This window comes from Natroniella sulfidigena (assembly GCF_023223645.1).
In the GTDB taxonomy this organism is placed as follows: Bacteria; Bacillota; Halanaerobiia; order Halobacteroidales; family Halobacteroidaceae; genus Natroniella; species Natroniella sulfidigena.
The window spans coordinates 57506-79020 of the sequence record NZ_JALKBY010000013.1 but is presented as its reverse complement, the minus strand read 5'-3'; the positions used below and the strand labels follow the sequence as shown (position 1 = coordinate 79020).

The following is a 21515-nucleotide window of genomic DNA, read 5'->3' as shown; positions in this document are numbered from 1 at the left end:
ACTACAATACTTTTATATGGTATTATATTTGTAAAGGAAATGAAGTGTAGATGTCTATACAGCAAAGTGGGTTTATTTTTTTAGGGGCACTTGTATATACAACTATATATGAGTACTGAACAAACGGGTTTATAGCTGAATACATATAAAATTTAGACTGAAATTTCAAAAAATTATTACAATTAAAAAATAATAAAGGAGTGAATATTAAATGATAATTATTGGTGAACTAATTAATACAAGTAGAGATGGAGTGGAGCCAGCAGTTAAAGAAAGAGACAAAGAGTTTATTCAAAATTTAGCTAAAAAACAAGAAGAAGCTGGTGCAGATTTTATTGATGTTAATTGTGGAACTTTGATTCAAGAAGAGCCAGAAGCATTGGAATGGTTGGTTGAAACTGTTCAAGAAGTTGTAGGTGTACCTCTTTGTATAGATAGTCCTAATCCTGAAGCACTTAAGCAAGGATTAGAAGCATATCATCATGACACACCTGCTATAATTAATTCTATTACTGCTGAAAGTGAGAGGTATGAAGAAGTTTTACCATTATTACAAGAGTATGATACTTCTGTAGTAGCTTTGGCTATGGATGATAGTGGGATGCCTAAGACTGCTGAAGATAGAATTAATGTGGCTACTAGGTTGATTGAAGATTTAATGTCTGATGGAATTGCTGAAGAAAATATTTATGTTGATCCATTAGTTCAGCCGATTGGAACAGATGTCAAGATGGGAGTGGAAATTTTAGATGCAATTGATGTAATTACTGATAAGTATGAAGAAATTCATATTACTTGTGGCCTGAGTAATATTTCGCATGGATTACCAATGAGGAAATTATTAAATCAGACTTATCTGGTATTGGCAATGAGCAGAGGAATGGACAGTGCTATTTTAGATCCACTAGATGAAAAGATTATGTCTTTAGCTACAACTGGTCATACTCTGTTAGGTAATGATAAATATTGTGCTAACTATATTAAAGCTGCTAAAAGCAATAAGTTAACTACTTAGTCTTTAATATATACTTAAAATCATCAAATTAAGGAGGGGATATAGAGGAGAAAAAATTCAAAGCTTGATGAAGTTAAGAGAAGGTAAAGATATTAATTGCTTTTAAAATATGAAGGAGGTAAAATTATGTCTAAAAACTTAGTAGAACTTTTGGCAGATTTAAATGAAGATGAAGCATTGAATTTAATTGAAAGTAAGATTGAAGATGGGACAAATCCTAGAGATATATTAGAAGATACTAAAGAAGCTATGCAGATTATTGGAAGTCGTTTTGAAGAAGGAGAATATTTTCTTCCTGAGCTTATATTATCTGGGGAAATGATAAATGATATTATGGAAATTATTAAACCTCATTTAGTAGATGACGGGGAAGAAGATGAAAAGTTAGGAACGATTGTACTTGGTACTGTTAAAGGAGATATTCATGATATTGGAAAAGATATTGTAGCTTTTATGTTGGATATAAATGGTTTTGAGGTGCATGATATTGGTGTAGATGCTCCAATTCAGAAGTTTATAGATAAGATTGAAGAGGTTGATCCAGATATTGTAGCTTTAAGTGGATTTTTAACAACAGTTTTTGATACAATGAAAGATACTATCGAAGCTATTAAGGATGCAGGATTGCGAGATGATGTCAAGATAATGATTGGTGGAGGGCCAATCGATGAGCAGATCACAGAATATACTGGAGCCGATGATTTTGGTGATGATGCGATGGAAGCAGTTGCGTTAGCTAAAAAATGGATGGGAGAGTGATTAATTTATGATGAATCTTACTGATAACTGGAATGAATTAACTCCTGATGAAAAGTTTGAGGCAAGGTTTGAGTCGTTAAAAGCTGCTGAAGGTGTTGAGTTTGTCAACGAAGAGATTGAGGAAAAATATAAAGCAACAGTGCAGAGATTAAAAGATGTAATTGAGTTAAAACAGCCTGATAGAGTTCCAATCGCTCCTAATATTGGTTTCTACCCGGCAGAATATGCAGGGATTACTGCTGAAGAAGCAATGTATGATTATGATAAACTAGGAATGGCTTGGGAAGAGTTTAATCAAGATTTTGATTTTGATTTCCTGGTTTCAACTGCTATGATTGGCCCTGGACCTGTATTTGAAACACTTGATTATCAACTATATAGATGGCCTGGTCATGGAACAGAACCTGATACTTCTTATCAGTGCGTAGAAGATGAATATATGAAGGCAGATGAATATGATGCACTTATTGCAGACCCATCTGGCTTTTGGATGAGAAATTATTTGCCACGAATATTTGGAAGTTTAGCACCATGGTCTCAGTTAGGTCCTTTTACAGATTTGGTTGAATTACCTTTTGTAGGGCCTAGTATGTTCCCTGTTGGTCTTCCTGATGTTCAAGAAGCATTTGAAAAATATCTTGAAGCTGGAAGAGAGGCATTAGAATGGATTCAAGCAACTGGTGAGATTGATGGAAAGACTACTGCTACGCAAGGGGTTCCTGGATTTTTAGGAGGAGTCACTAAGGCTCCATTTGATGTACTTAGTGATACTTTAAGAGGTACTCAACCGCTGATGATTGATATGTTCCGGCGTCCTGAAAAAATACATGAAGCTATGGAACAAATTGTACCTATTATGATTGAGACAGGAATAAGAGGTGCTACTGCTAATAATAATCCTATGGTATTTATACCACTTCATAAAGGGGCCGATAGTTTCATGTCTAGAGAACAATTCCAAGAATTTTATTGGCCTACTTTAAAGCAAGTTATTTTAGGATTAGTGGAAGAGGGATGTGTTCCGTTCTTATTTGTAGAAGGTGCTTATAATAAGCGATTAGATTTAATAGCTGATCCAGAGTTGCCAGAAGGAAGAACTTACTGGCTCTTTGATAAGACTGATATGGTTGAGGCTAAAAAGCATTTATCTGGTAAGGCTGCTATTGGTGGAAATGTTTCAGCTTCATTAATAAAAACAGGCACTCCAAAAGAAGTGAAAGATTATGTAAAAGACCTTATGGAAAATGTAGCTGATGATGGTGGATTTATTCTTAGTACTGGGGTTGTTGTTGATGATGCTGAACCGGAAAATTTAAAAGCAATGATTGAAGCTGCAAAAGAATATGGAGTATATTAAATAAACTTAATGAGTCCAGCTATTTAGCTGGACTCATTTTAAAAATAGAGCTATCCGTGTTAACTTAAAATAATCTTTGATATTATAGGGGTTAAAGTGAAGCTTTATTGCAATTATGTCTCAGTGTTCGTAATCTCTGTCAGTAAAAAATTAAGTTCAAACCCTTTATGCTTGCAGGAGTTAAGCTGATTAGCAAATTATGTATTAAAGTGATGTACAGGAAAATAGAATAGTATTAAGTTAGGAGTGGTTATATTATGAAAAAAGAGTTTGACTCAGCAGTACCTTCCTATCGCTGGGTGATTTTAGGAATAGCCTGGATTAATTTTTTTGTAATGGCTATGGCGTGGTATGTTATGCCAACATTAGAACATGAACTTCTAGAACTATATCAGATCAATTCATCCCAATATTCAATGGCTTTAACAATTCCATTCTTGGTTGCTGGTATTTTGGCTATGGCTGGAGGAATGTTAGCAGACCGACTGGGAATTAGAAAGGCGGCTTCTTTAGGTATAGTTATTTCCGGAGTTGGAATTATTGCTAGATCACAGGTAGGTGGATTCCTCTCTTTATTAATACCAATGATGATTGTTGGTGCAGGGATGGCATTAATTATGCCTAACTTACCAAAATTAGTAAGCATTTGGTTTCCACCAGAAGAAACAGGACTTGCAACCGGGATTTATAATACTGCCTTGATGGGAGGGATGTCAACAGGTTTAGTAATAGCTCCCTTTCTTCCAGAGTGGAATATTGGGAATCTTATCCTTGGAATAATTATCATAATATTAGGAATAGTATTCTTCCTAGTAGTGAGAGATACACCATCAGGTAAAGAGTTACCTCCTTCATCATTAATGGATGGGCTTAAAGCAGCTGTTAAGAGTAAGAATATTTGGTCAGCAGCGTTTGCTGTCTTTTTAGGATTAGCAGGTATGGTTTCTATTCAAACCTCTTTGCCAGCAGCATTAAATAGAGTCTATGATTTACCAATGGTTACTGGAGGAAGAGTTGCTTCTTTAATATCTTACTTTGGTATTTTAGGTTCTTTAACCTTTCCAGCTTGGGCTAATAAATTAGATCAGAGAAGAAAATTTCTAGTTGCTTTAGTGATCGGTTTTCCAATAGTAATGTTTTTTACTTGGTTATTAGCTGAAAATACAATCATTTTATGGATAGGAACTGCTATAGCAGGATATATTGCTGGGGGATCGCTACCTATGTTTATGGAGGTTCCAGCATTTTCACCTCAGATAGAAGATGATCCAATCCAAGCACAACATGTTGGAGGAGCATCCGGTTTATTAACTTCTCTAATGAATATCGGTGGCTTTATAGGTTTACCATTTATAGTAATGCCGATCATATCTTCATTTGGTTATACAGTAGGATTTATGGTTGCATTATTAATGTTTGCTACTCAAGCTGTCTTTGCATTAAAGATTACATTTCCTAAGATTACTCATAAACAATCTGAAGATGAAACAGAAGTAATAAAGGCAAATGGTTAAAAGTAATAAACTTAAAAAAGAAACAACTTGACTTAAGAGTTATTCTGTGGTATCGTCTAATTGAATAAAGTATGGAATCTATACAAGGTGAGGTTTATGAATAAAAACTATAATCAAGAAACAGAAAAAATAGATAAAGATTCTTTTGTTCCTATATATTATCAATTGGCTAAGATTCTTGAAAAGCAGATCTTACAAGGAAGACTTAAGCCAGGAGAAACCTTAGCATCAGAAAATGAGATTGCTAAAAGATATGATATCAGTAGGATGACTGTTCGAAGAGCAATTTCTGAGCTTGTAGATGCTGGTATGGTGTATAAGCAAAAAGGAAAAGGTACTTTTGTAGCTAAACCTAAGTTAGAAAATGTTGTATTTGAGTTAAAGAATTTTCATGAAGAAATAAGAAGTAGAGGGATGCAACCTCGTACTAAACTTTTAGAGGTTAAAATAGTTAAAGCAGATCAAGAACTTGCTGAAAAATTAGAGATTCCTCTAGATACTAACTGTTTATATTATCGTATGCTCTTATCCACACAGGAGGAGCCATTAATTTATGAAAAGAAGTATGTGGTATATACTAAACAAAAACCAATATTAGAATCTGAATTAAATAATCCTTCATTATCAAATTTAGCAACGCACCATGGTGAAAAATTTCCTACAATAAGTAACAGGGTCTTACATGCTTCAGTTGCCACAGAAGAAGAAGTAGATATTCTTGACATAAAATTGAATGCACCTGTCTTTGTTGTAGAGCAAACATTATATGATTCCGAGAAGAATCCAGTTGGTTGGGGTAAATCAGTCTGTCGAGGAGATCGCTTTAAATTCACTAGTTCTATCAGCTGGTCAATGGATACCACTAAGGAAGATTAAAGGAGTTATTAGTATGAGCGAAGAATTAATAAATGCAATTGCTGACTTAGAAGAAGAAAGAGTAATTATGTTAGTTAAACAAAAAATCAAAAATGGTGAAACACCCCTTGAAATTATAGAGCAATGTCGGCTAGGAGTTGAGATTGTAGGGCAGAGATATAGAGAAGAATCTTATTTTTTATCTGATTTAATAATGTCTGAAGAAATTTTAAGGGGGGTAGTGAAGATTATAGCACCATATTTCTCGGAAAAGTATGGTGCTGAGGAAGAAGTTCAGGTTGTGATAGGAACTATTGAGGGAGATATCCATGATTTAGGAAAAAATATTCTCATTTATCTCTTAAAATCAGTTGGAATCAATGTCCATGATCTGGGTGTAGATGTGAAACCAGAGGAGTTTGTTAAAGCTGTGCAAGAGACTGGAGCATCTATCTTAGGTATTTCAGTAATTTTGACATTCTGTATTGGTGGGATCAAGAAGGTTGTAGATTTATTAGATGAATCTGGTTTAAGAGATGAAGTTAAAGTTATTATTGGTGGTTACCCTGTCAATAAAAGGGTTAAAGAATATACGGGAGCAGATCATTTTGAAGATGATCCAACTGAAGCTGTTGAATTAATTAAAGATATAGTAAAGAATGCAGAATGATTTTATAATTTTTCCGAATATTAGGCAGATTAAAATCTATCAGGTGGTGGTTAGTTTGCAGAATATTTTTGTGGCCTGTAATACTTTAAGGGATGAGATTAAACTTGTAGTAGAAGATTTGGGTTCGACTGATCCAATTATTTGGATTGAGTCTGGTCTTCATGATTTTCCAGAAAAGTTGAGTGAAGCTATTCAGAATCAGATTGATAAAATTGCAAATGTGCAAAATATTATATTATTGTTCGGAAGCTGTGGGAATTCTCTACTTGGGCTGCACTCATCTAATGCTCGAATAATATTTCCCAAAGTAGATGATTGTATTGCACTCTTTTTGGGAGGGAATGAACGGAAGCGTAAAATTGATAAAGAAGTCCCTTCTTATTATTTTACTAAAGGTTATTTAGAAAATGAATCGAATATTTATAGTGAGTATAATTATTGTATTGATAAATATGGCTTAGAGAAAGCTAAAAAGATTTATCAGAAGATGCTTCATAATTATCAAGAGATTAAGGTAATTGATACGAAAGCTTATCAACCCCAAGAGATCCTTTCACGAACCAGTAAGATTGCAGATGAATTTGAATTAACCCATCAAGTAGTGGAGGGTTCTTTAAAGTTTATCTATAAAGCATTTAATGAGGAATGGGATGAAGATTTCGTTATTATAGAGTCTGGAAATGAGATTACTTATAATGACTTAGCTGTGTTATAATAGCTTAGTGTAAAAAAGAGAAATATAAAAGCCTTCTAGGATTGATATCTAGGAGGTTTTTTAATTAATTTGCTATACATATACTGTATAAGAAAATTATAGCGGAGTAATTTTTTCTTTCAGCAAGTTAAAACTAAATATTTGATTACAGTTGATATTTACCATATAAAATCAAAAAGTGGTAGCATATTGAATAAATAGCTGATCAATTTTTTATATCATAATGTTCCCGGAGTTACTTCACCACCATTTCCAACCTCCAAAAGATTTTCTCCCTTATAATAAGTATTTACCTAATAATATTTTATCGTTGTTAATAATATTACTTAAATAGTTTAATTTGAAGTTGAGTAAATTCTTTTAGATAAAATTAGTTCAATTTATTATTGCAATTTAGGATATTTTAAAAATATATTAAGCTGATAATTAAGTATTTTAACTCAGTTATCAGCTTTTAAAATTAATTTATACAAAATAACTTTCTACAATGAAATTAAATCAATATGAAAATAATTGTAATAATTAAGGCTGTTTTCCATGATGTTTTTTTAGTGATTAGGTTTTTCTCAACAGCAGCTGGGAATAACCTGCTTACTAGATATGACCATGCCCATTGAACAAATGTAGGCACTACTAAAAAGATAAATATTAAGCCTATTATACCAACTGAAAGCCTACTAATTAGCATTTTAATTACCCCTTTTATTTTATATTTTTAGGAACAAATTGAGAAATTATTATTTTTTATTAATTTAATAATTTCCACATCTAATTATTGGTTAATAGCTTGTACACTTATATCTAAAAAATAGGTACAACCAAATTCTACAAAATAACTACTGAAAGTACTTAGTTAATAGTTTGCTATCTAATATTTGATTAATGATAGTAAGGCTAGGATATTATACTAGCCTTACTATTATTTTATGTTTTTGGCTTGAATCCCTACTGTTTTATCATATATTTATAACATTTTTGTGACTAGAGCAAACTCTAATACTGTAAGTCTTTGTTTTGAAATAGATAGATACTTCCTAAATAGAATATTATGCCATATAGTGTAGTTACAATTAGGGTAATAGTAAAATAATTAATATCTCTTTCTACAAATAGGATATTAAAGAGAGCAAATCCATTGATTATCAGGTAAGGTCGGATTGCTTCTATTACTTCACCTAAGATACTTAGAAATATGATCAGACCAATCGATATTCCAGCTGTTACACCGCTACTATTAAATAGTAGAGCCAAAAACATGATGAGCATTCCAAAAGCTAGCAGGGGGTAGATTGATAATAGATAGGAGCTAAGAGTAATAATAATCCCTTGACTAGTAGAATAAGTGGTTGCTTCTTGAATGGTTTGGTCTGCTTCTTGGTAGATGAATTGATCTCCCCAGCCAAAGATGGCTGTACCTAAGACGTATGATAAGATTAAAGAGAATACTAGTAAACTTAGTAGAACTATTGATATTGCTATCGCTTTAGCAGCAAGTAGTTTGGTACGAGAAACTGGATGGAGCAAAGGCAGTTTTAGAGTTCCTTGTACATACTCACCTGTGATCATATCTGCCATGAATATAATAATAAATAGAGGTAAAATGTTGGTTATCATAAAGTTAAGCATATAGAAGGGGGTGGTCTGCCCATTGATTACTACTCCCGCTTCGTCTATTGTACCCATTACCTGTTCTAAGCTTGGTAGAAAGTTATAAAGAAGGATAACTAACATAAACACATATATTTTTTTTGTCTTAAACATCTTATAGACTTCATTTCTGATTAGATTAAGGATTTTGATTACCTCCTGTCAGAGCAAAGAAAAGTTGTTCTAAGCTTTGTTTTTTGGGGATTAAATAATCAAGTTTAATGTTATTTGAAACTAGTGATTTAATCAGCTTACTTGAGTGGTCTTTGTCTAGTTCTACAATGAATCCAAAAGAAGAGGTATTGATTTTAGTGATATACTTAGTAGTTTCAAGAAGGCGGCGGGCTTTCTTAGGTTGAGAAGTATGAATTTCAATTATTTCCTGTTCTTTATTTAATAGATTTTTTACGGAATCTTGAGCTATAACAGTTCCTTCTTTTAAGATAGCAACTCTATTACAGAGTTGTTCAACTTCATGGAGCATATGAGTTGTGATAAAGAAAGTTATCTCTTCTTTATTAGCCAACTGAGTAATCAAATTTCTTATTTCTATCATTCCTTGTGGATCTAGACCATTTGTTGGCTCATCAAGAAATACTACATTTGGTTTGTTTAGTAATGCTCTGGCAATCCCTAAGCGTTGTTTCATACCCAAAGAATAGGTCTTTACTTTATCTTTAGCTCTATTCTTTAGATCAACGATTTTAAAAACTTCATTAATTCTTGTAGCAGAGATATCTGAATGCAAGTTTGCTATTTGAGTTAAATTATCATAACCTGAAAGATAATCATAAAAACTTGGAGTTTCTACGATCGAACCTACATTTTTGATGGCACTGTTAAAGTCTTCTTTAATATCATAACCATTTATTTTTACTATGCCGCTATCTAGATTAATCAATCCTAGGATCATTCTAATAATTGTTGTTTTTCCAGCGCCATTTGGTCCGAGAAAACCAAAGATATCACCTGCTCGTACCTTGAAGCTAACATTGGACACTACTTTTTTTTGATCAAATGTTTTAGATAGGTTGGCTACTTCAAGTACATATTTATTAGTCACTATAGCACTCCCCCCCCTTTGAAGAATTAATAATTAACAGTTCAAGAACAAAAGCGGGTCAAAATAAAAGGAATAACTCGATTGATTATTAGATAGGGTTGAATTGTGGACTGCTTTTTAATTATTCCTTAACTGATTATTATCAAGGCTAGCCAGGGTACTAGACTAAAGACAAAGATGATGATCTTATAGATGCCGATGAGGGAGTAGATTAATACATTGAATGTTTCTCGTGCCATAGGAAACCAGTTGTTATGTAGTTTATATATGTAATCAGCAGTGAGCGTAAAGATTGGAATTGAAAGGATTAGTAAGCCTACGTTGAGGATGGTAGACCACATGAAAAAATTGATCAATGTTTGAATTTCCATGATATTCTTCCTTTCTTTTAGTTATAAATCTTGCTATATCTATAGCTTGATATTAGGAAAAGCAATTTATACATTTAATAGAAATAGATCAAAGCTAAAATGAAAAGCAGAAGGGCTATACATGAAAGTTTAAAGGAGCAAATTTTAAGGGATTTTAGGAGTTGTTTTGTAATGTTAAATAAATAGATTCAATTTATTCTGAGTTGATAATATAACTCTTTTACTATAGAATATGAATATAAGTTAAATTATGGAATAAAGAAGTTAAAGTAGGTATAATTAGGGGGAGGAATATAGTATAAAATTTAATTGGTGTACTATTACAGTGGAGGATATGGAAGAGTCTTTGTATTTTTATCAAAAGATTGTAAGACTTGAAATAAGTCAGGAGTTTACAATTGAAGAGGAAATTGAGATTGCTTTTCTAGGTAGTGGTGAGACTAAGGTTGAATTAATCTCTGATCCTAATAAAGAGGCTGCTGATAATCCAGAGGGAATTTCTTTAGGTTTTGAAGTGGAGTCTCTTGATGAGCAGCTTGAGTTTGTTGAAGATGAAGGGTTGGAGGTAGTTGGCCCATTTCAACCTGTTCCTAATATTAGGTTCTTCTTTGTGAAAGATCCTAATGGTGTTAGGATTCAGTTTGTAGAACAGAATTAAAGGTTTTAAATATATTTTTCATATTCAAAAGAAGTTGAAGTAAATATATTTACTTCAACTTCTTTTTTATTTTTTTAACTTTCTCTTCTTTCTTCATCGACCCTCGCTTCAAACTTTCTTAAATGCTCCTTATCCTCTTTTATTAGTTCCTGTACAATCTCTTGACTTAGAGGATCTAAGTCATTTATTCTTTCTTCATAAGCTTTAACACCCATGGATTCTCCTTTATAAATTTGATTAAGCAGATGCTTTGGCCCGCGTATTGCATTTAACTTTGCCATCATATTTGCCATTACTCCCGACATACCTATATTTTCGTTGGGATTACCACCTAATTGATTTATTCTCTTTTCTAACTGCTGAGCATGCCTATGATGATCCTGGGCAAAATCTTCTAGGAAATCTTTTACCTGTGAATCTCCCTGTAACCCTTTTGTTTCTTCATAAATATTAGCCGCCATCTTCTCTCCTTTTAGAAGTTCATTTAACTTTTCTATACTTTGATTATTATCTATATTGTTCACCTCCCTATAAAATAAAAATTGGTCAGCATATTGAATAAATAGCTGATCAGTTTTTATATAATAATGTAACCATAGCTACTGTATCACCATTTTTTAAATCCCAAAAGATTTTCTCCATTGTAATAAGTAATTACCTAATAATAAATAGTTTGATTGAAGTTGAGTAAGGGCTTTTGGATGAAATTAGTTCAATTTATTATTGTAATGTAGGAGCATAATAATTTCCTCCAATAATAGTTTTTTGAGAATTAAATTTAAAAGAGTAATTCATCAACAGTCTTAAATTTATATCCTTCTTCTCGTAATAACTCGATTATTTCAGGCATAGCTTCAACAGTTTGTTTATGCATAACACCATTATGCAGTAGTATAATTCCTCCTGGGTGGTAATGTCTTTCTACTTGTCCTACGATCTCTTCATGGGTATCTTCAGCATAATGCCAGTCAAAGCTATCAACTGACCAGTTAACTATCTTCCAACCTTGATATCCTAAAAATTCGATAGTTTCATCATTCATAGCACCAAATGGTGGTCTGATGATTGTAGGGTAAACCCCTGTAACTTTCTCAATTGCTTCTGATGTTGGTATTATTTGCTCATGTAATACATCTTCATTGCTTAATTCTTTAAAATTATCATGATCCCAAGAGTGATTAGCAATTTGGTGTCCTTCTTCTACCATGCGTTGTGCAATTTCAGGGAATTGTTTTACATTTTGACCGAGAACAAAGAAGGTAGCTTTAATATCTTCTTCTTTAAAGAGGTCTAAAAGTTCTGGTGTATTTATATGTTCTGGGCCATCATCAAAGGTAAGGGCAATTACTTTTTCTTCTGTTGGTTTATCAAGAAAGAAAGTGTCTGGATATTTTTCTGTTTGTTGTTCCATTATTTCTTGTAAATTATCTAATTCCTCATCTAGTCCTTCCTCTGAGATATTTTGATTTTCTGTAATATCATTCTCATCTTCTACATTGTTATTAGGAATTGTTATAACCCCTAATTGTCCTAAAGTAAAGCCAAAAAGAAGAAATACTAATAATAAAGTTATTCCGATAAAGTAATTTGATTTCATGTTTTCTCCTTTCAATAGAACAAAGTTTTTAATACTTATTGTTTATTTTATCAGAAATAAGTGATATTTATAGGTGATAAATTTTAATTGATTTACCATTATCATTGATTTTATGAATCTTTTAAATACTAGACACTAACTTTACCATTGCTCTAAAGATATATTAAGAAGAATTAATCAATTAGAGGAAGATGAAGATGTAATTGCAGGTCAAAAGATATTGATGCCTGTTAATCCAGCCTTCTTTGCTGAGCATAAGATCTATGAAGTTGCAGAGGGTGGAGAGTATATCTTTGATCTTTCTTACGAAAATAGTATAACAAATCGCTCTATTCTTGAAGCGAATTATTTAGAAGATGCTAATGAAAAATTAGCTGAGGGAACTACTATTATAATTTCTTTGGATGAAGATAGTAAAACAAGATGGATTACAACTGATTATAATTAATAGATTGTTGAGATTATTGACCTCCCAATTTTAATTGCCCCCTAGTATTAATACTAGGGGGATTTTTTTATGAAAAGCTAATTGATTATCTATGGTAACCTTTCCCTATCTAATCTCATAAGATAGTAATAAAATGGAAGGAGTGAAATATCTATGGATGTTTATAAAGGTGTGCCAGATCAAACACCAGAGCAATTTCCTATAGATTATCTTCACTATGTGGTTCAACCAAATGATACATTTTCTACAATAGCGACACAGTTTGGTGTTACTGTTGAAGATATAATGTTAGCTACTCCCGCAATTCCTGATCCAAATTTAATATTTCCAGGGCAAATCTTAAGGATTCCGACAGTTGGTTTTCCTGATGATTCATCAGAAGAGTTTGTAGGGTATGTAGTTCAACCTGGAGTTCTTTTAGATGATATTGCTGAGATTGTTAATATAACAGTAGATGAAATACTTGAGATTAATCCTACAGTTATATACCCTGGACGGATATATACTATTCCAGTAGCAGATGTGGAACCTTTACCTATGTTGAATTTTTTTGAATATATAGTAGAACCAGGCGATGTTCTTGCTGTTATAGCAAGTCGTTTTGATGTAACAGTAGAAGAGTTAATTTTAGTAAACCCACAGATTCCGGATCATGATCGAATATTTGCTGGACAGATATTAATTATTCCACGTACTGCTCCTCCAGAAACTCCACGCCCTATTGAGTATGTAGTTCAACCTGGAGATACAATAGTTTCTATAGCTAATCAATTTAATCTGACTTCTACAGAATTAATTAATTTTAACCCTGCAATACCAGATCCTGATATAATTACAGCTGGTCAAATTATTGATATACCAACCTAATTAGAGATTGATCTTATTATTAATGATTTAATTTATTTTCGAGTACATGATTTTTTTGTAATGTGATAAAATAAAGAATGTTCTGCTATAAATTTTCTTAGGAGGGAAGGGAAATTAATAAAAAAATATTAATCTTACTATTAATCATTTTGACAATATCATTAATAATAGGTGGATGTGCTCCTGCTGAAGGAGAACAAGAACCTCCTCCCCAGCAAGAGGAGCAGGAACAAGAAGTAGAAGAGGTTAATTTAAAAGCTTATTTACCTATGCAAGAAGGAATGATCTATGATTTTAGTGGTGAGGGGCCAATTCATCCTTCTTTAGAACGAGAAATTATGTTCACTGAAGAGCCTTATGTTCAAATCTTAGATAAAGGTACTGGTACAAATATAGTTTTGGTTTATGCAGTTCAAGAAGAGCAAATAGGAAAAATAATTGAAGAAGCTGAGTTCTATGAAGAAGATAATTTAATTGAAGAATTAGAGGAAGAGCCTGAGGTTCAAGAATTAATCTTACAACAACCACTTGAAGAAGGAGCTACTTGGGAAACAAATGATCAACAACGAGAAATTGTTGCTACTGATGAAATTATAACAGTCCCCGCTGGAACATTTTATGATGTAATTCAAGTAAGGGTTACTTCTCTTAATGAGGAAGATAATAATGAGACTTATCATTATTATGCTAAGAATGTAGGTTTGATTAAGCAAGAGACTATAGGGGAAGATTTTGAAAGGATATTTGAGTTAGAAACCTATGGTAATAGAGAAATTGAGGAATGATAAATATTTTGATATGCCGGGCCAACCCAAACGCCCAGTCAGATCTTAAACAGATCTGGCTTTTTTATTTCGGCCCAACTTTGTACTAACCTTGGGAGTTGGCTGCTTTAAATATTGTTGCAGATGTTGGCCCGTGGAAAGAGTTTGGAGCTACCTCAATGATCTTTTTAAAATATTTATTAATTGGTTTAGCTAGTGATCTATTTCCTAATGTTTTATTAAATAGTGAGGGAGTCAATAGAAAATAACAAGGGGGGAGCTCTTTTAAAAATTGTAATAGGCTATTAGTAGAGAGAATTGGATGGTTATGTGTTCAATCTACCTTATGTTTTTTTGGACAAGAGCCTAGTTAACATAGACAAATAAACGAGTAAATTTATGGCTTCAAAGTAGAACTAAATATTTGAATTTTTCTAAAACTTACTATACAAAATAAAAATTGGTCAGCATATTGAATAAATAGCTGACCAATTTTTTATATCATGATGTTCCCGGAGCTACTGAACCTACCATAAAGAGCGGATCGGCAGTGTTAGCAAAAGAGACTAATCGCTCTCCTTCTACTTGAGTACATAGCTTTTCTCGTCTCAACTTCCCTGTGATTTTGGCCCCGATCGGATAGCCGGAGGCTAGGCCCATAGCTACTGCAAAGGCTCCAATTCCTGGAACCTTAAAAATTGGTCGCATTAATGGTTCTAGTAAGGCACCCATGAAGTGAACTACACCTAATCCCATCAAGATCTCAGCGATAATGAAAAAAGGTAATAGGGCAGGGAAGACGATCTTCCACCAAGTATGTAAGCCATTAACTGCTGCTTCGAATGCCTGTTCGGAATAAATAACCAGTGAAATGGTGACAAAGATTGCAATTAAGGCTTTGAGATTTATGATTTTTTTATTGAGCTCTGTTTCCAAAAGATTCCTTCCCTTGTAATAAGTACTTACCTAATAATATTTTATCGTTGTTAATAATATTACTTAAATTGTTTAGGAGAGAGTTAAAAGAATAGAAAGGTGATCTAATAGTAGGGTGCGACTGGGGCCAAGCTAGGAACTACTGCTAGGGCGATTATTTTAAATCAATTCTATAATAAGTAAGGTAGGCTTATTTATATTGATTTGCAGGAGGGGTTTTAATAGAAGTATAGAAAAGATAAACTAACACAAGATAATATTTGGTAAGATTTAATTTTTTATCAAAAAATGATAATTTAGAGTGAGATAAAGAGTAATTAGAACTTTATTTTTTTTAGATAACTGATTCAATTCTAAGTGAGTGATGAGATATAATTTATTTATAAATTATTTTATGGTCGGTTTTTAGCAAGGAGGAGGAAGATTAAAATGAAGCTATTTTATTTTACAGCTAGCAATTCTGCTGCTCAAAAACATCTTGAAGATACAATTGAAAATGATTTTCCTTTAGAAAATTATTTTCACCTTATAGATGATGAAGCATTAAAGGAATTGGGGTATTCTAAAAAAATAAAGATGTGGGGAGCAACCCCAGGAAGTAGTAATATTAGTAACTGGGAAAGGTTAGATAAAGGTGATAGGTTTTTAATATATGGTAGTAATCAAAATTTTATAAAGTATGGTAAAGTGACAGGTAAAATTCAAAATAGAGAGCTAGCTGAAGAAGCTTGGGGTACAAATTCAAATGGAGAAACCTGGGAATATATTTTCCTTGTTGAAATATTAAAGGACGTAGATATTGACTTATCAACATTTAATGAAGCAGTTGATTATTCTCCTAATTTTACTCCACAGGGGTTTTCTTATATTAGTAACACTAAATTAAATAACTTATTGTCAAAATTCAATAGCATAGATGATGCTATTACGGCAATGGATAACTCTATTGCTAAAGATGATGAGTTAGAGGAGGTAGAAGAAATAGAAGATTATAAAAACTACATTAATAAGATTCATAAATACATATTATCCAAAGGCTATATCTACTCTTATGAAGAGATTGCTAATTTTTATTTATCCTTAAAGACAAAATCATTTGTAATCTTATCTGGAATTAGTGGGACAGGAAAATCTAAACTGGTTCGTATCTTTGCTGAAGCTGTGGGAGCTACGACTAAAAATAATCGCTTTAAAATGGTTTCTGTAAAACCTAATTGGAACGATGCAGCGGAATTAATAGGATATAAAAATATAAAGGATGAATTCATTCCAGGAGAATTGACAGAGGTAATTGTAGAAGCTATTAATAATAAAGATAAGCCATATTTTGTTTGCTTAGATGAGATGAACTTGGCCCGAATAGAGTATTATTTCAGTGATTATTTAAGTCTAATTGAATCTAAAAGAAGAGAAGAAGGGCAAATTAAGACAGATCAATTAATTAATAATCTCACTGAATCAGAATATGAAGATTTATATATACCAGAAAATTTATATGTAATAGGAACAGTAAATATGGATGATACTACCTTTGGTTTCAGTAATAAGGTCTTAGATAGGACTAATAGTATTGAATTTACAGATGTAAATTTATCAAGATTAGATTTTATTAAAGAAGGAGTCGAAGTGGAAACTGCTGCAAATCAATTTTTAAAGCAGTCATTTTTAACAATTCAAGATGCTTTAAAAGAAGATAAGGGATATGTTAAAGAGATTAATCAAAAGGTTGAAGAAATAAATCAAATATTAAAGAAGTATAATTATCACTTTGCTTATAGAACTAGGGATGAGATAGTATTTTATATGCTAGAAAATCATAAGATGAGTTTATTAAATGAAGAATTAGCTTTTGACTATCAAATTTGTCAAAAGATCTTACCTAAAATTATTGGTAGTGATCTTAATATAAAAGCTGCTTTAATAGATTTATATAATTATTGTAATGAAGTAGAGATAATGGATAGACCTGATTATCTAAAAGATGCAGAAAAACAATTAGAATATGCAACTTATCAAAAGAGTGTAGAAAAAATAATTGCAATGTTGAGAGGGTATGAAAATGGATTTACATCATACTGGGTCTAAAGAAAAGAGATTAATATTAATAGAGACAGATTTGTTTACTGTAAGTGTTAGTGGGAAAGTAAAAGGCTATACTAAAGAGATTATCGATAATTTTAATACTCCAGCTCATTTCAATGTAGAAGTAGTAAAAAATTGTTCTATAGGGAGAATTAAAACGATTCAGTCTAATGGAGAATTAGGGACAAATAATAGTCAACTTATGTATCCAGCCTTTTTTGATACTGGGAACTATCAGATCTTTATTGAGAATAAAGATAAAGATGAAAATAAGATTGATTTATATCATGTAGATGAAAGAATTGAGAATGAGGTTAATGATTTTGGAGGTCATTTAGTTGGGAGTTTTAAATTTAGAGGGGAAGTTGGTTATAGTGATTTTTCAATTTTAGTAAATGGTCATCAAGTATTAACCTTTACGATTGAAGTATTTCCTGCTAAGATGGATTATCGCAAGGATTATACTGAGATTATGAAAGAGGTAAATGAGGAGATTACAGCTTTAGCTTTTAAATTCTTAGGTAAGACTTATCATAAATCAGGGCTGATAGATACAGAAGATCAGACACCTAATGAGTTCTACTATATTTTAAAGACTATCTATAATAGGTTAAAAGAAGCATTAGATCAAGTAGAAAAGAGACCAAAACATCGCTTGTTAAATATAGAGAGGGTTAGAAATCTAGAGCAGACAAAGAGAATTTCTCGAAAGACAGTTGATTATTTGCGACACAACCCTGCTAAGTTGATAAAGGAGAAAGAAGGAATTGAGATTGATGGAGAAAGATATCTTCCAGAAAAAGTTATAGAAAAGAAGAAGCGAATAACTTATGATATTTTTGAAAATCGCTATATTAAGTATATGTTGAAGAGGGTTTTGAAGAGAATCAGAAAGATTAAAAGGATTATTATAGAGGAATATGGACGAGACAATGATTATTATGAATTTTTATCAAAGGTAGAAGGTGAACTGAAAGGAAGGATTAATGGTTTTTATGATCAGGTAGGCAATCTAAAAGGAAGAATTAACTCAAGCCTTGTATTTCAGATGGCACCAGGTTATAAAGAGGTCAATTATTATTATTTGATGTTAAAGAAAGGATTAAGTTTGAGTCAGGATCTTTATAATATTACCCCTAAAAAGATTTGGCGTCTATATGAGGTCTGGTGTTATATTAAATTAAATGAGATATTGAATCAGCTAGGTTATAATATATCGGAATATGGAATTATTAGGGCTGATAATAGGGGGTTACACTTGTCACTTGTTCAAGATGAAGAGGCAGTGATGAGGTATGTTAATCAAGCAGGAAGAGAGATTGAATTATGGTATAATAAGGCTTATAGGAGCTTGCCTACAAATACTCAGATACCAGATAATGTACTCTGTCTGCAGAGTGAAGATGAAGATAAAAGGCGGATTTATATCTTTGATGCCAAGTATCGAATCAGTATTTCACCTCAAGGGGGGATTGGCCCTAAGGAAGAAGATATTAATGTAATGCATCGTTATCGAGATGCTATTGTAACTGATTTAGAAGAGAATGACCATTTTAATTATCAAACCCTTGGTGCTTATGTAATGTTTCCTTACAGCAATGAAAAAGAGTATATGAACCATAAATTTTACAAGAGTATAGATAAGGTTAATATAGGTGGTTTTCCAATGCTGCCTGGTAGTACAAGTTTGATTCGTAAGCATTTAGAAGAAATATTAGATGAGACAGAGATTGAAGCACAAGAGAGTATAATTCGCCATCAAGCTTATGATGACTTAGATAATTATGCTAAGTTTAAATTACAGAATGTAATGGTTGTTAATATAAAAGATCCAGAACATTTAGAAGTTTATATAAATCATCAATTCTTTCATCTTCCATTAAAAAGACTATCTAATCTTCGTAGTGGAGTAGAATATGTAGCCTTTTATCAACCAGAAAGTACCTTTGGAGATGATAGCGGAATAAAATATTTTGCAAAAGTTGATAAGGTTAGAGAGTATAAAAGAGGTGAGTGTGAAGTCTTACCGGCTAATTCTAGTAAGAGAGGTAAGGTATATCTAAGGATTGAACTTGAGGAGATTCAAGAGTTAGAAAGAAAGATAGAACCTGTAGAATATGGTGTAGTTCTTATAAATTATACGACCTTATATTTGCTAGAGAATGCTACTACTATTCATGAGTTGAAGATAGAGAGTAGGCAGGAGGTTAGGTTATATAAGATATTGAAAAGGTTAGCTAAAGAGAGTGGTCAGAAGTTAAAAAGATATCAAGATTACTATATGTTAGCTGAGAATAAGATTGAACTATTGGCAGATAAAAAAGCAAGAATAAATGGCAAAATAGTTGAAATTAATAGAGATAAAATTGAGAGTAGTTTAGCAATTGATAATATGATTTAAAAGAATCAGAAGAAAGCAAATATATTATTACGAAATTATTTTAAAAAGAATAGTAATTTTGTTTAAAGTCAGTTTCTAACGAAGCTGGCTTTTTTTGTTATATGATATTTTTAATAGTGTTAATTTTTGAATATACGAATAGTTAACTAGATCAGTTAATATAATCACTTATGAAAGTAATATCATTCATCAGGAGGTATAAGATGGAAAAAGATAATTATTTCAAGAAAAACGAAAAGCTTTTAAAGAAAATGATAGAAAAACTTAAAAAAATAGCTTTAGAAAATGATCTTTCGAATGAGTTAAAAGAAAAATACATTTCTAAAAAGTTATCTTACATGATGGAGAATTTAGAAGCTATTTTGAAAGAAGAAAAAGGTTCTGGATATAACTTGAAATTAAGAAGAGAACAAAAGTGTTATTATCCACTGCATTTTGATCCATATGGAAATGGATGTTATCATAATTGTGCTTATTGTTTTCAAAAAGATATATATATTGAGAGAGGAAATGAAAATGGACTTAATAATTATGGAAGGAAAAATGCTCAAACTGTGTATTCAGTAAAATATCTAAAAAATATATTTGAGGAGATAGAAAATGAAAATAATGAAGAAAAACAACTTAAATTAATCGATTGTAATGATAGTGCTAAAATTATCAAAGAAGAACCTAAATATCTAATTTCACAGAAACTTCCTTTAAGAATAGGTGGAGTAACTGATCCGTTTCAAGAAATTGAGAAAACAAGAAAAAGCACATGTGAATTATTAGGAGTGCTAAATGATTATGATTATCCAGCTAAAATTGTTACTAAAAGCAGTTTGATTGCAGAAGATATGTATTTAGATAAACTCAAAGAAAAAAGAAAAAATTACTATGTTCAAATGACAATTACTACTTTGGATGAAGAATTAGCTAACTGTCTTGAGCCTGGAGCTCCTAGTCCTGATGAGAGATTGGAAGCATTAGGTAAATTAAATGATAAAGGAATTACGACTGCAGTGAGAATTAGTCCTTTATATCCTATGAAAATATATAAGAATGTAAATGAAAATTTATATGAAGAGGTTGAAAAAGGTAAACTAAAAGAAATATTGAAAGAAGTATTTGAAATGGCTATGAAAAACTTAATTACAGAGATAAAAAAGAGAGGAACTAAAATAATAATTGTGGATGGGTTAAGAGCTAATTTTTATGATAAGGATGAAGATGAATATAAAGGTACTGTTAAATTTATAAATGATGCCTTAGAAGAAGATGAGCATAATCGTTTTCCAAAAAAATTTGATATAAGAGATGAAATGAAAAAAGAAGGTAAAGATTTTTATATAAAAAAAGAAGAATTAGAAGAACAATATAAAAAATTGAGAAATCTTTGTAATGAGAATGATTTGAATTTTATAATATGCCATCACAATGAAGAGATAGAATTAGATAGCTTAGAAGATTATATTTGTAATCGAGAAATGGACTATGGTAAAAAAATGTATTGTGGTTTGAAAGGGAAGCATAAGAATTTTATAAAAGAAAAAGAGGTAGTTTCGGATTTTAAAAATACATTTGATAGCATATTAAATGATAAAGGATGATAGTATGGTTAATGTACCAGCCGATATAAAAATTGTTGATAAGATAAAGAAAGAGTTAAATTAAGTATAAATAGGATTTAAGGTCAGATTCTAAACGGATCTGGCCTTTTAATTGTATGTAACTGTTGGCCCGCTTGCTCTTATCAAGGATAATTAAAGAAAGTATAGAATTTGAATACTATGGTAAGATAATATTGGTTTTAA

At 31.6% G+C, this 21515-nt stretch carries 20 protein-coding genes and 1 pseudogene; 15 read left to right on the top strand and 6 right to left on the bottom strand.

The window, feature by feature from the left end:
- Positions 1-211: 211 nt before the first annotated feature.
- The 7 genes from MWH28_RS09605 to MWH28_RS09575 all read left to right on the top strand — a co-directional run bounded on the left by MWH28_RS09605 (position 212) and on the right by MWH28_RS09575 (position 6885).
- Entirely contained in the window at positions 212-1015 is an 804-nt protein-coding gene (locus tag MWH28_RS09605; protein ID WP_248619146.1) for a methyltetrahydrofolate cobalamin methyltransferase, read from the top strand.
- Between the two features lie 126 nt (positions 1016-1141).
- Positions 1142-1774: a cobalamin B12-binding domain-containing protein gene (locus MWH28_RS09600; RefSeq protein ID WP_248619145.1), complete on the top strand. Its 633-nt coding sequence runs from the start codon at positions 1142-1144 to the stop codon at positions 1772-1774.
- A gap of 7 nt (positions 1775-1781) precedes the next feature.
- Positions 1782-3131 carry a uroporphyrinogen decarboxylase family protein gene (locus tag MWH28_RS09595; protein WP_248619144.1) on the top strand — a complete coding sequence of 450 codons (1350 nt, stop codon included), beginning with the start codon at positions 1782-1784 and terminating at the stop codon, positions 3129-3131.
- Between the two features lie 257 nt (positions 3132-3388).
- Positions 3389-4645: an MFS transporter gene (locus MWH28_RS09590; RefSeq protein ID WP_248619143.1), complete on the top strand. Its 1257-nt coding sequence runs from the start codon at positions 3389-3391 to the stop codon at positions 4643-4645.
- 96 nt (positions 4646-4741) lie between these two features.
- Positions 4742-5521, top strand: a complete 780-nt coding sequence (locus tag MWH28_RS09585; protein ID WP_248619142.1) for a GntR family transcriptional regulator — start codon at positions 4742-4744, stop codon at positions 5519-5521.
- 13 nt (positions 5522-5534) lie between these two features.
- On the top strand, positions 5535-6170 hold the full coding sequence (locus MWH28_RS09580; RefSeq protein WP_248619141.1) for a cobalamin B12-binding domain-containing protein: 636 nt from the start codon (positions 5535-5537) through the stop codon (positions 6168-6170).
- Positions 6171-6225: 55 nt separating this feature from the next.
- On the top strand, positions 6226-6885 hold the full coding sequence (locus tag MWH28_RS09575) for a DUF1638 domain-containing protein (protein WP_248619140.1): 660 nt from the start codon (positions 6226-6228) through the stop codon (positions 6883-6885).
- Between the two features lie 993 nt (positions 6886-7878).
- On the opposite strand, the gene MWH28_RS09570 is transcribed toward MWH28_RS09575, so the two are convergent.
- From MWH28_RS09570 to MWH28_RS13070, 3 genes are all read right to left on the bottom strand, one after another.
- Positions 7879-8667, bottom strand: a complete 789-nt coding sequence (locus tag MWH28_RS09570; RefSeq protein WP_345894770.1) for an ABC transporter permease — start codon at positions 8665-8667, stop codon at positions 7879-7881.
- Between the two features lie 4 nt (positions 8668-8671).
- A complete protein-coding gene (locus tag MWH28_RS09565) occupies positions 8672-9595 on the bottom strand; it encodes an ABC transporter ATP-binding protein (protein WP_248619139.1) in 924 nt (307 codons plus the stop codon).
- A gap of 128 nt (positions 9596-9723) precedes the next feature.
- On the bottom strand, positions 9724-9966 hold the full coding sequence (locus MWH28_RS13070) for a DUF6868 family protein (protein ID WP_428323576.1): 243 nt from the start codon (positions 9964-9966) through the stop codon (positions 9724-9726).
- Positions 9967-10264: 298 nt separating this feature from the next.
- Between MWH28_RS13070 and MWH28_RS09560 the strand changes: the two genes are divergently transcribed.
- Complete coding sequence (locus MWH28_RS09560) at positions 10265-10624, top strand: VOC family protein (RefSeq protein WP_345894769.1); 360 nt, start codon at positions 10265-10267, stop codon at positions 10622-10624.
- Between the two features lie 74 nt (positions 10625-10698).
- Here MWH28_RS09560 and MWH28_RS09555 read toward each other — a convergent pair whose 3' ends face one another.
- Positions 10699-11148, bottom strand: coding sequence for a demethoxyubiquinone hydroxylase family protein (locus MWH28_RS09555; protein ID WP_345894768.1), 450 nt, complete (start codon positions 11146-11148; stop codon positions 10699-10701).
- A 254-nt stretch (positions 11149-11402) separates the two neighbouring features.
- Positions 11403-12221, bottom strand: coding sequence for a polysaccharide deacetylase family protein (locus MWH28_RS09550; protein WP_248619136.1), 819 nt, complete (start codon positions 12219-12221; stop codon positions 11403-11405).
- Between the two features lie 223 nt (positions 12222-12444).
- Between MWH28_RS09550 and MWH28_RS09545 the strand changes: the two genes are divergently transcribed.
- From MWH28_RS09545 to MWH28_RS09530, 4 genes are all read left to right on the top strand, one after another.
- A complete protein-coding gene (locus MWH28_RS09545; protein ID WP_248619135.1) occupies positions 12445-12669 on the top strand; it encodes a hypothetical protein in 225 nt (74 codons plus the stop codon).
- Positions 12670-12822: 153 nt separating this feature from the next.
- A complete protein-coding gene (locus MWH28_RS09540; RefSeq protein ID WP_248619134.1) occupies positions 12823-13536 on the top strand; it encodes a LysM peptidoglycan-binding domain-containing protein in 714 nt (237 codons plus the stop codon).
- 149 nt (positions 13537-13685) lie between these two features.
- Positions 13686-14321 (top strand): TapB family protein, encoded by a 636-nt coding sequence (locus MWH28_RS09535; protein WP_248619133.1) that lies wholly within the window; start codon positions 13686-13688, stop codon positions 14319-14321.
- A 98-nt stretch (positions 14322-14419) separates the two neighbouring features.
- On the top strand, positions 14420-14569 hold the full coding sequence (locus MWH28_RS09530) for a hypothetical protein (RefSeq protein WP_248619132.1): 150 nt from the start codon (positions 14420-14422) through the stop codon (positions 14567-14569).
- A gap of 241 nt (positions 14570-14810) precedes the next feature.
- Here the strand turns inward: MWH28_RS09530 and MWH28_RS09525 are convergent.
- A pseudogene (locus MWH28_RS09525) lies at positions 14811-15236 on the bottom strand (nucleoside recognition domain-containing protein); the annotation flags it as partial.
- Between the two features lie 429 nt (positions 15237-15665).
- On the opposite strand from MWH28_RS09525, the gene MWH28_RS09520 reads away from it, so the two are divergent.
- The 3 genes from MWH28_RS09520 to MWH28_RS09510 all read left to right on the top strand — a co-directional run bounded on the left by MWH28_RS09520 (position 15666) and on the right by MWH28_RS09510 (position 21311).
- Positions 15666-17321: an McrB family protein gene (locus MWH28_RS09520; RefSeq protein WP_248619130.1), complete on the top strand. Its 1656-nt coding sequence runs from the start codon at positions 15666-15668 to the stop codon at positions 17319-17321.
- Positions 17296-19719 carry a DUF2357 domain-containing protein gene (locus tag MWH28_RS09515; RefSeq protein WP_248619129.1) on the top strand — a complete coding sequence of 808 codons (2424 nt, stop codon included), beginning with the start codon at positions 17296-17298 and terminating at the stop codon, positions 19717-19719. Before MWH28_RS09520 ends, MWH28_RS09515 begins: the two co-directional genes overlap by 26 nt.
- Positions 19720-19922: 203 nt before the next feature.
- Entirely contained in the window at positions 19923-21311 is a 1389-nt protein-coding gene (locus MWH28_RS09510) for an SPL family radical SAM protein (protein ID WP_248619128.1), read from the top strand.
- The last annotated feature ends 204 nt before the right edge of the window (positions 21312-21515 follow it).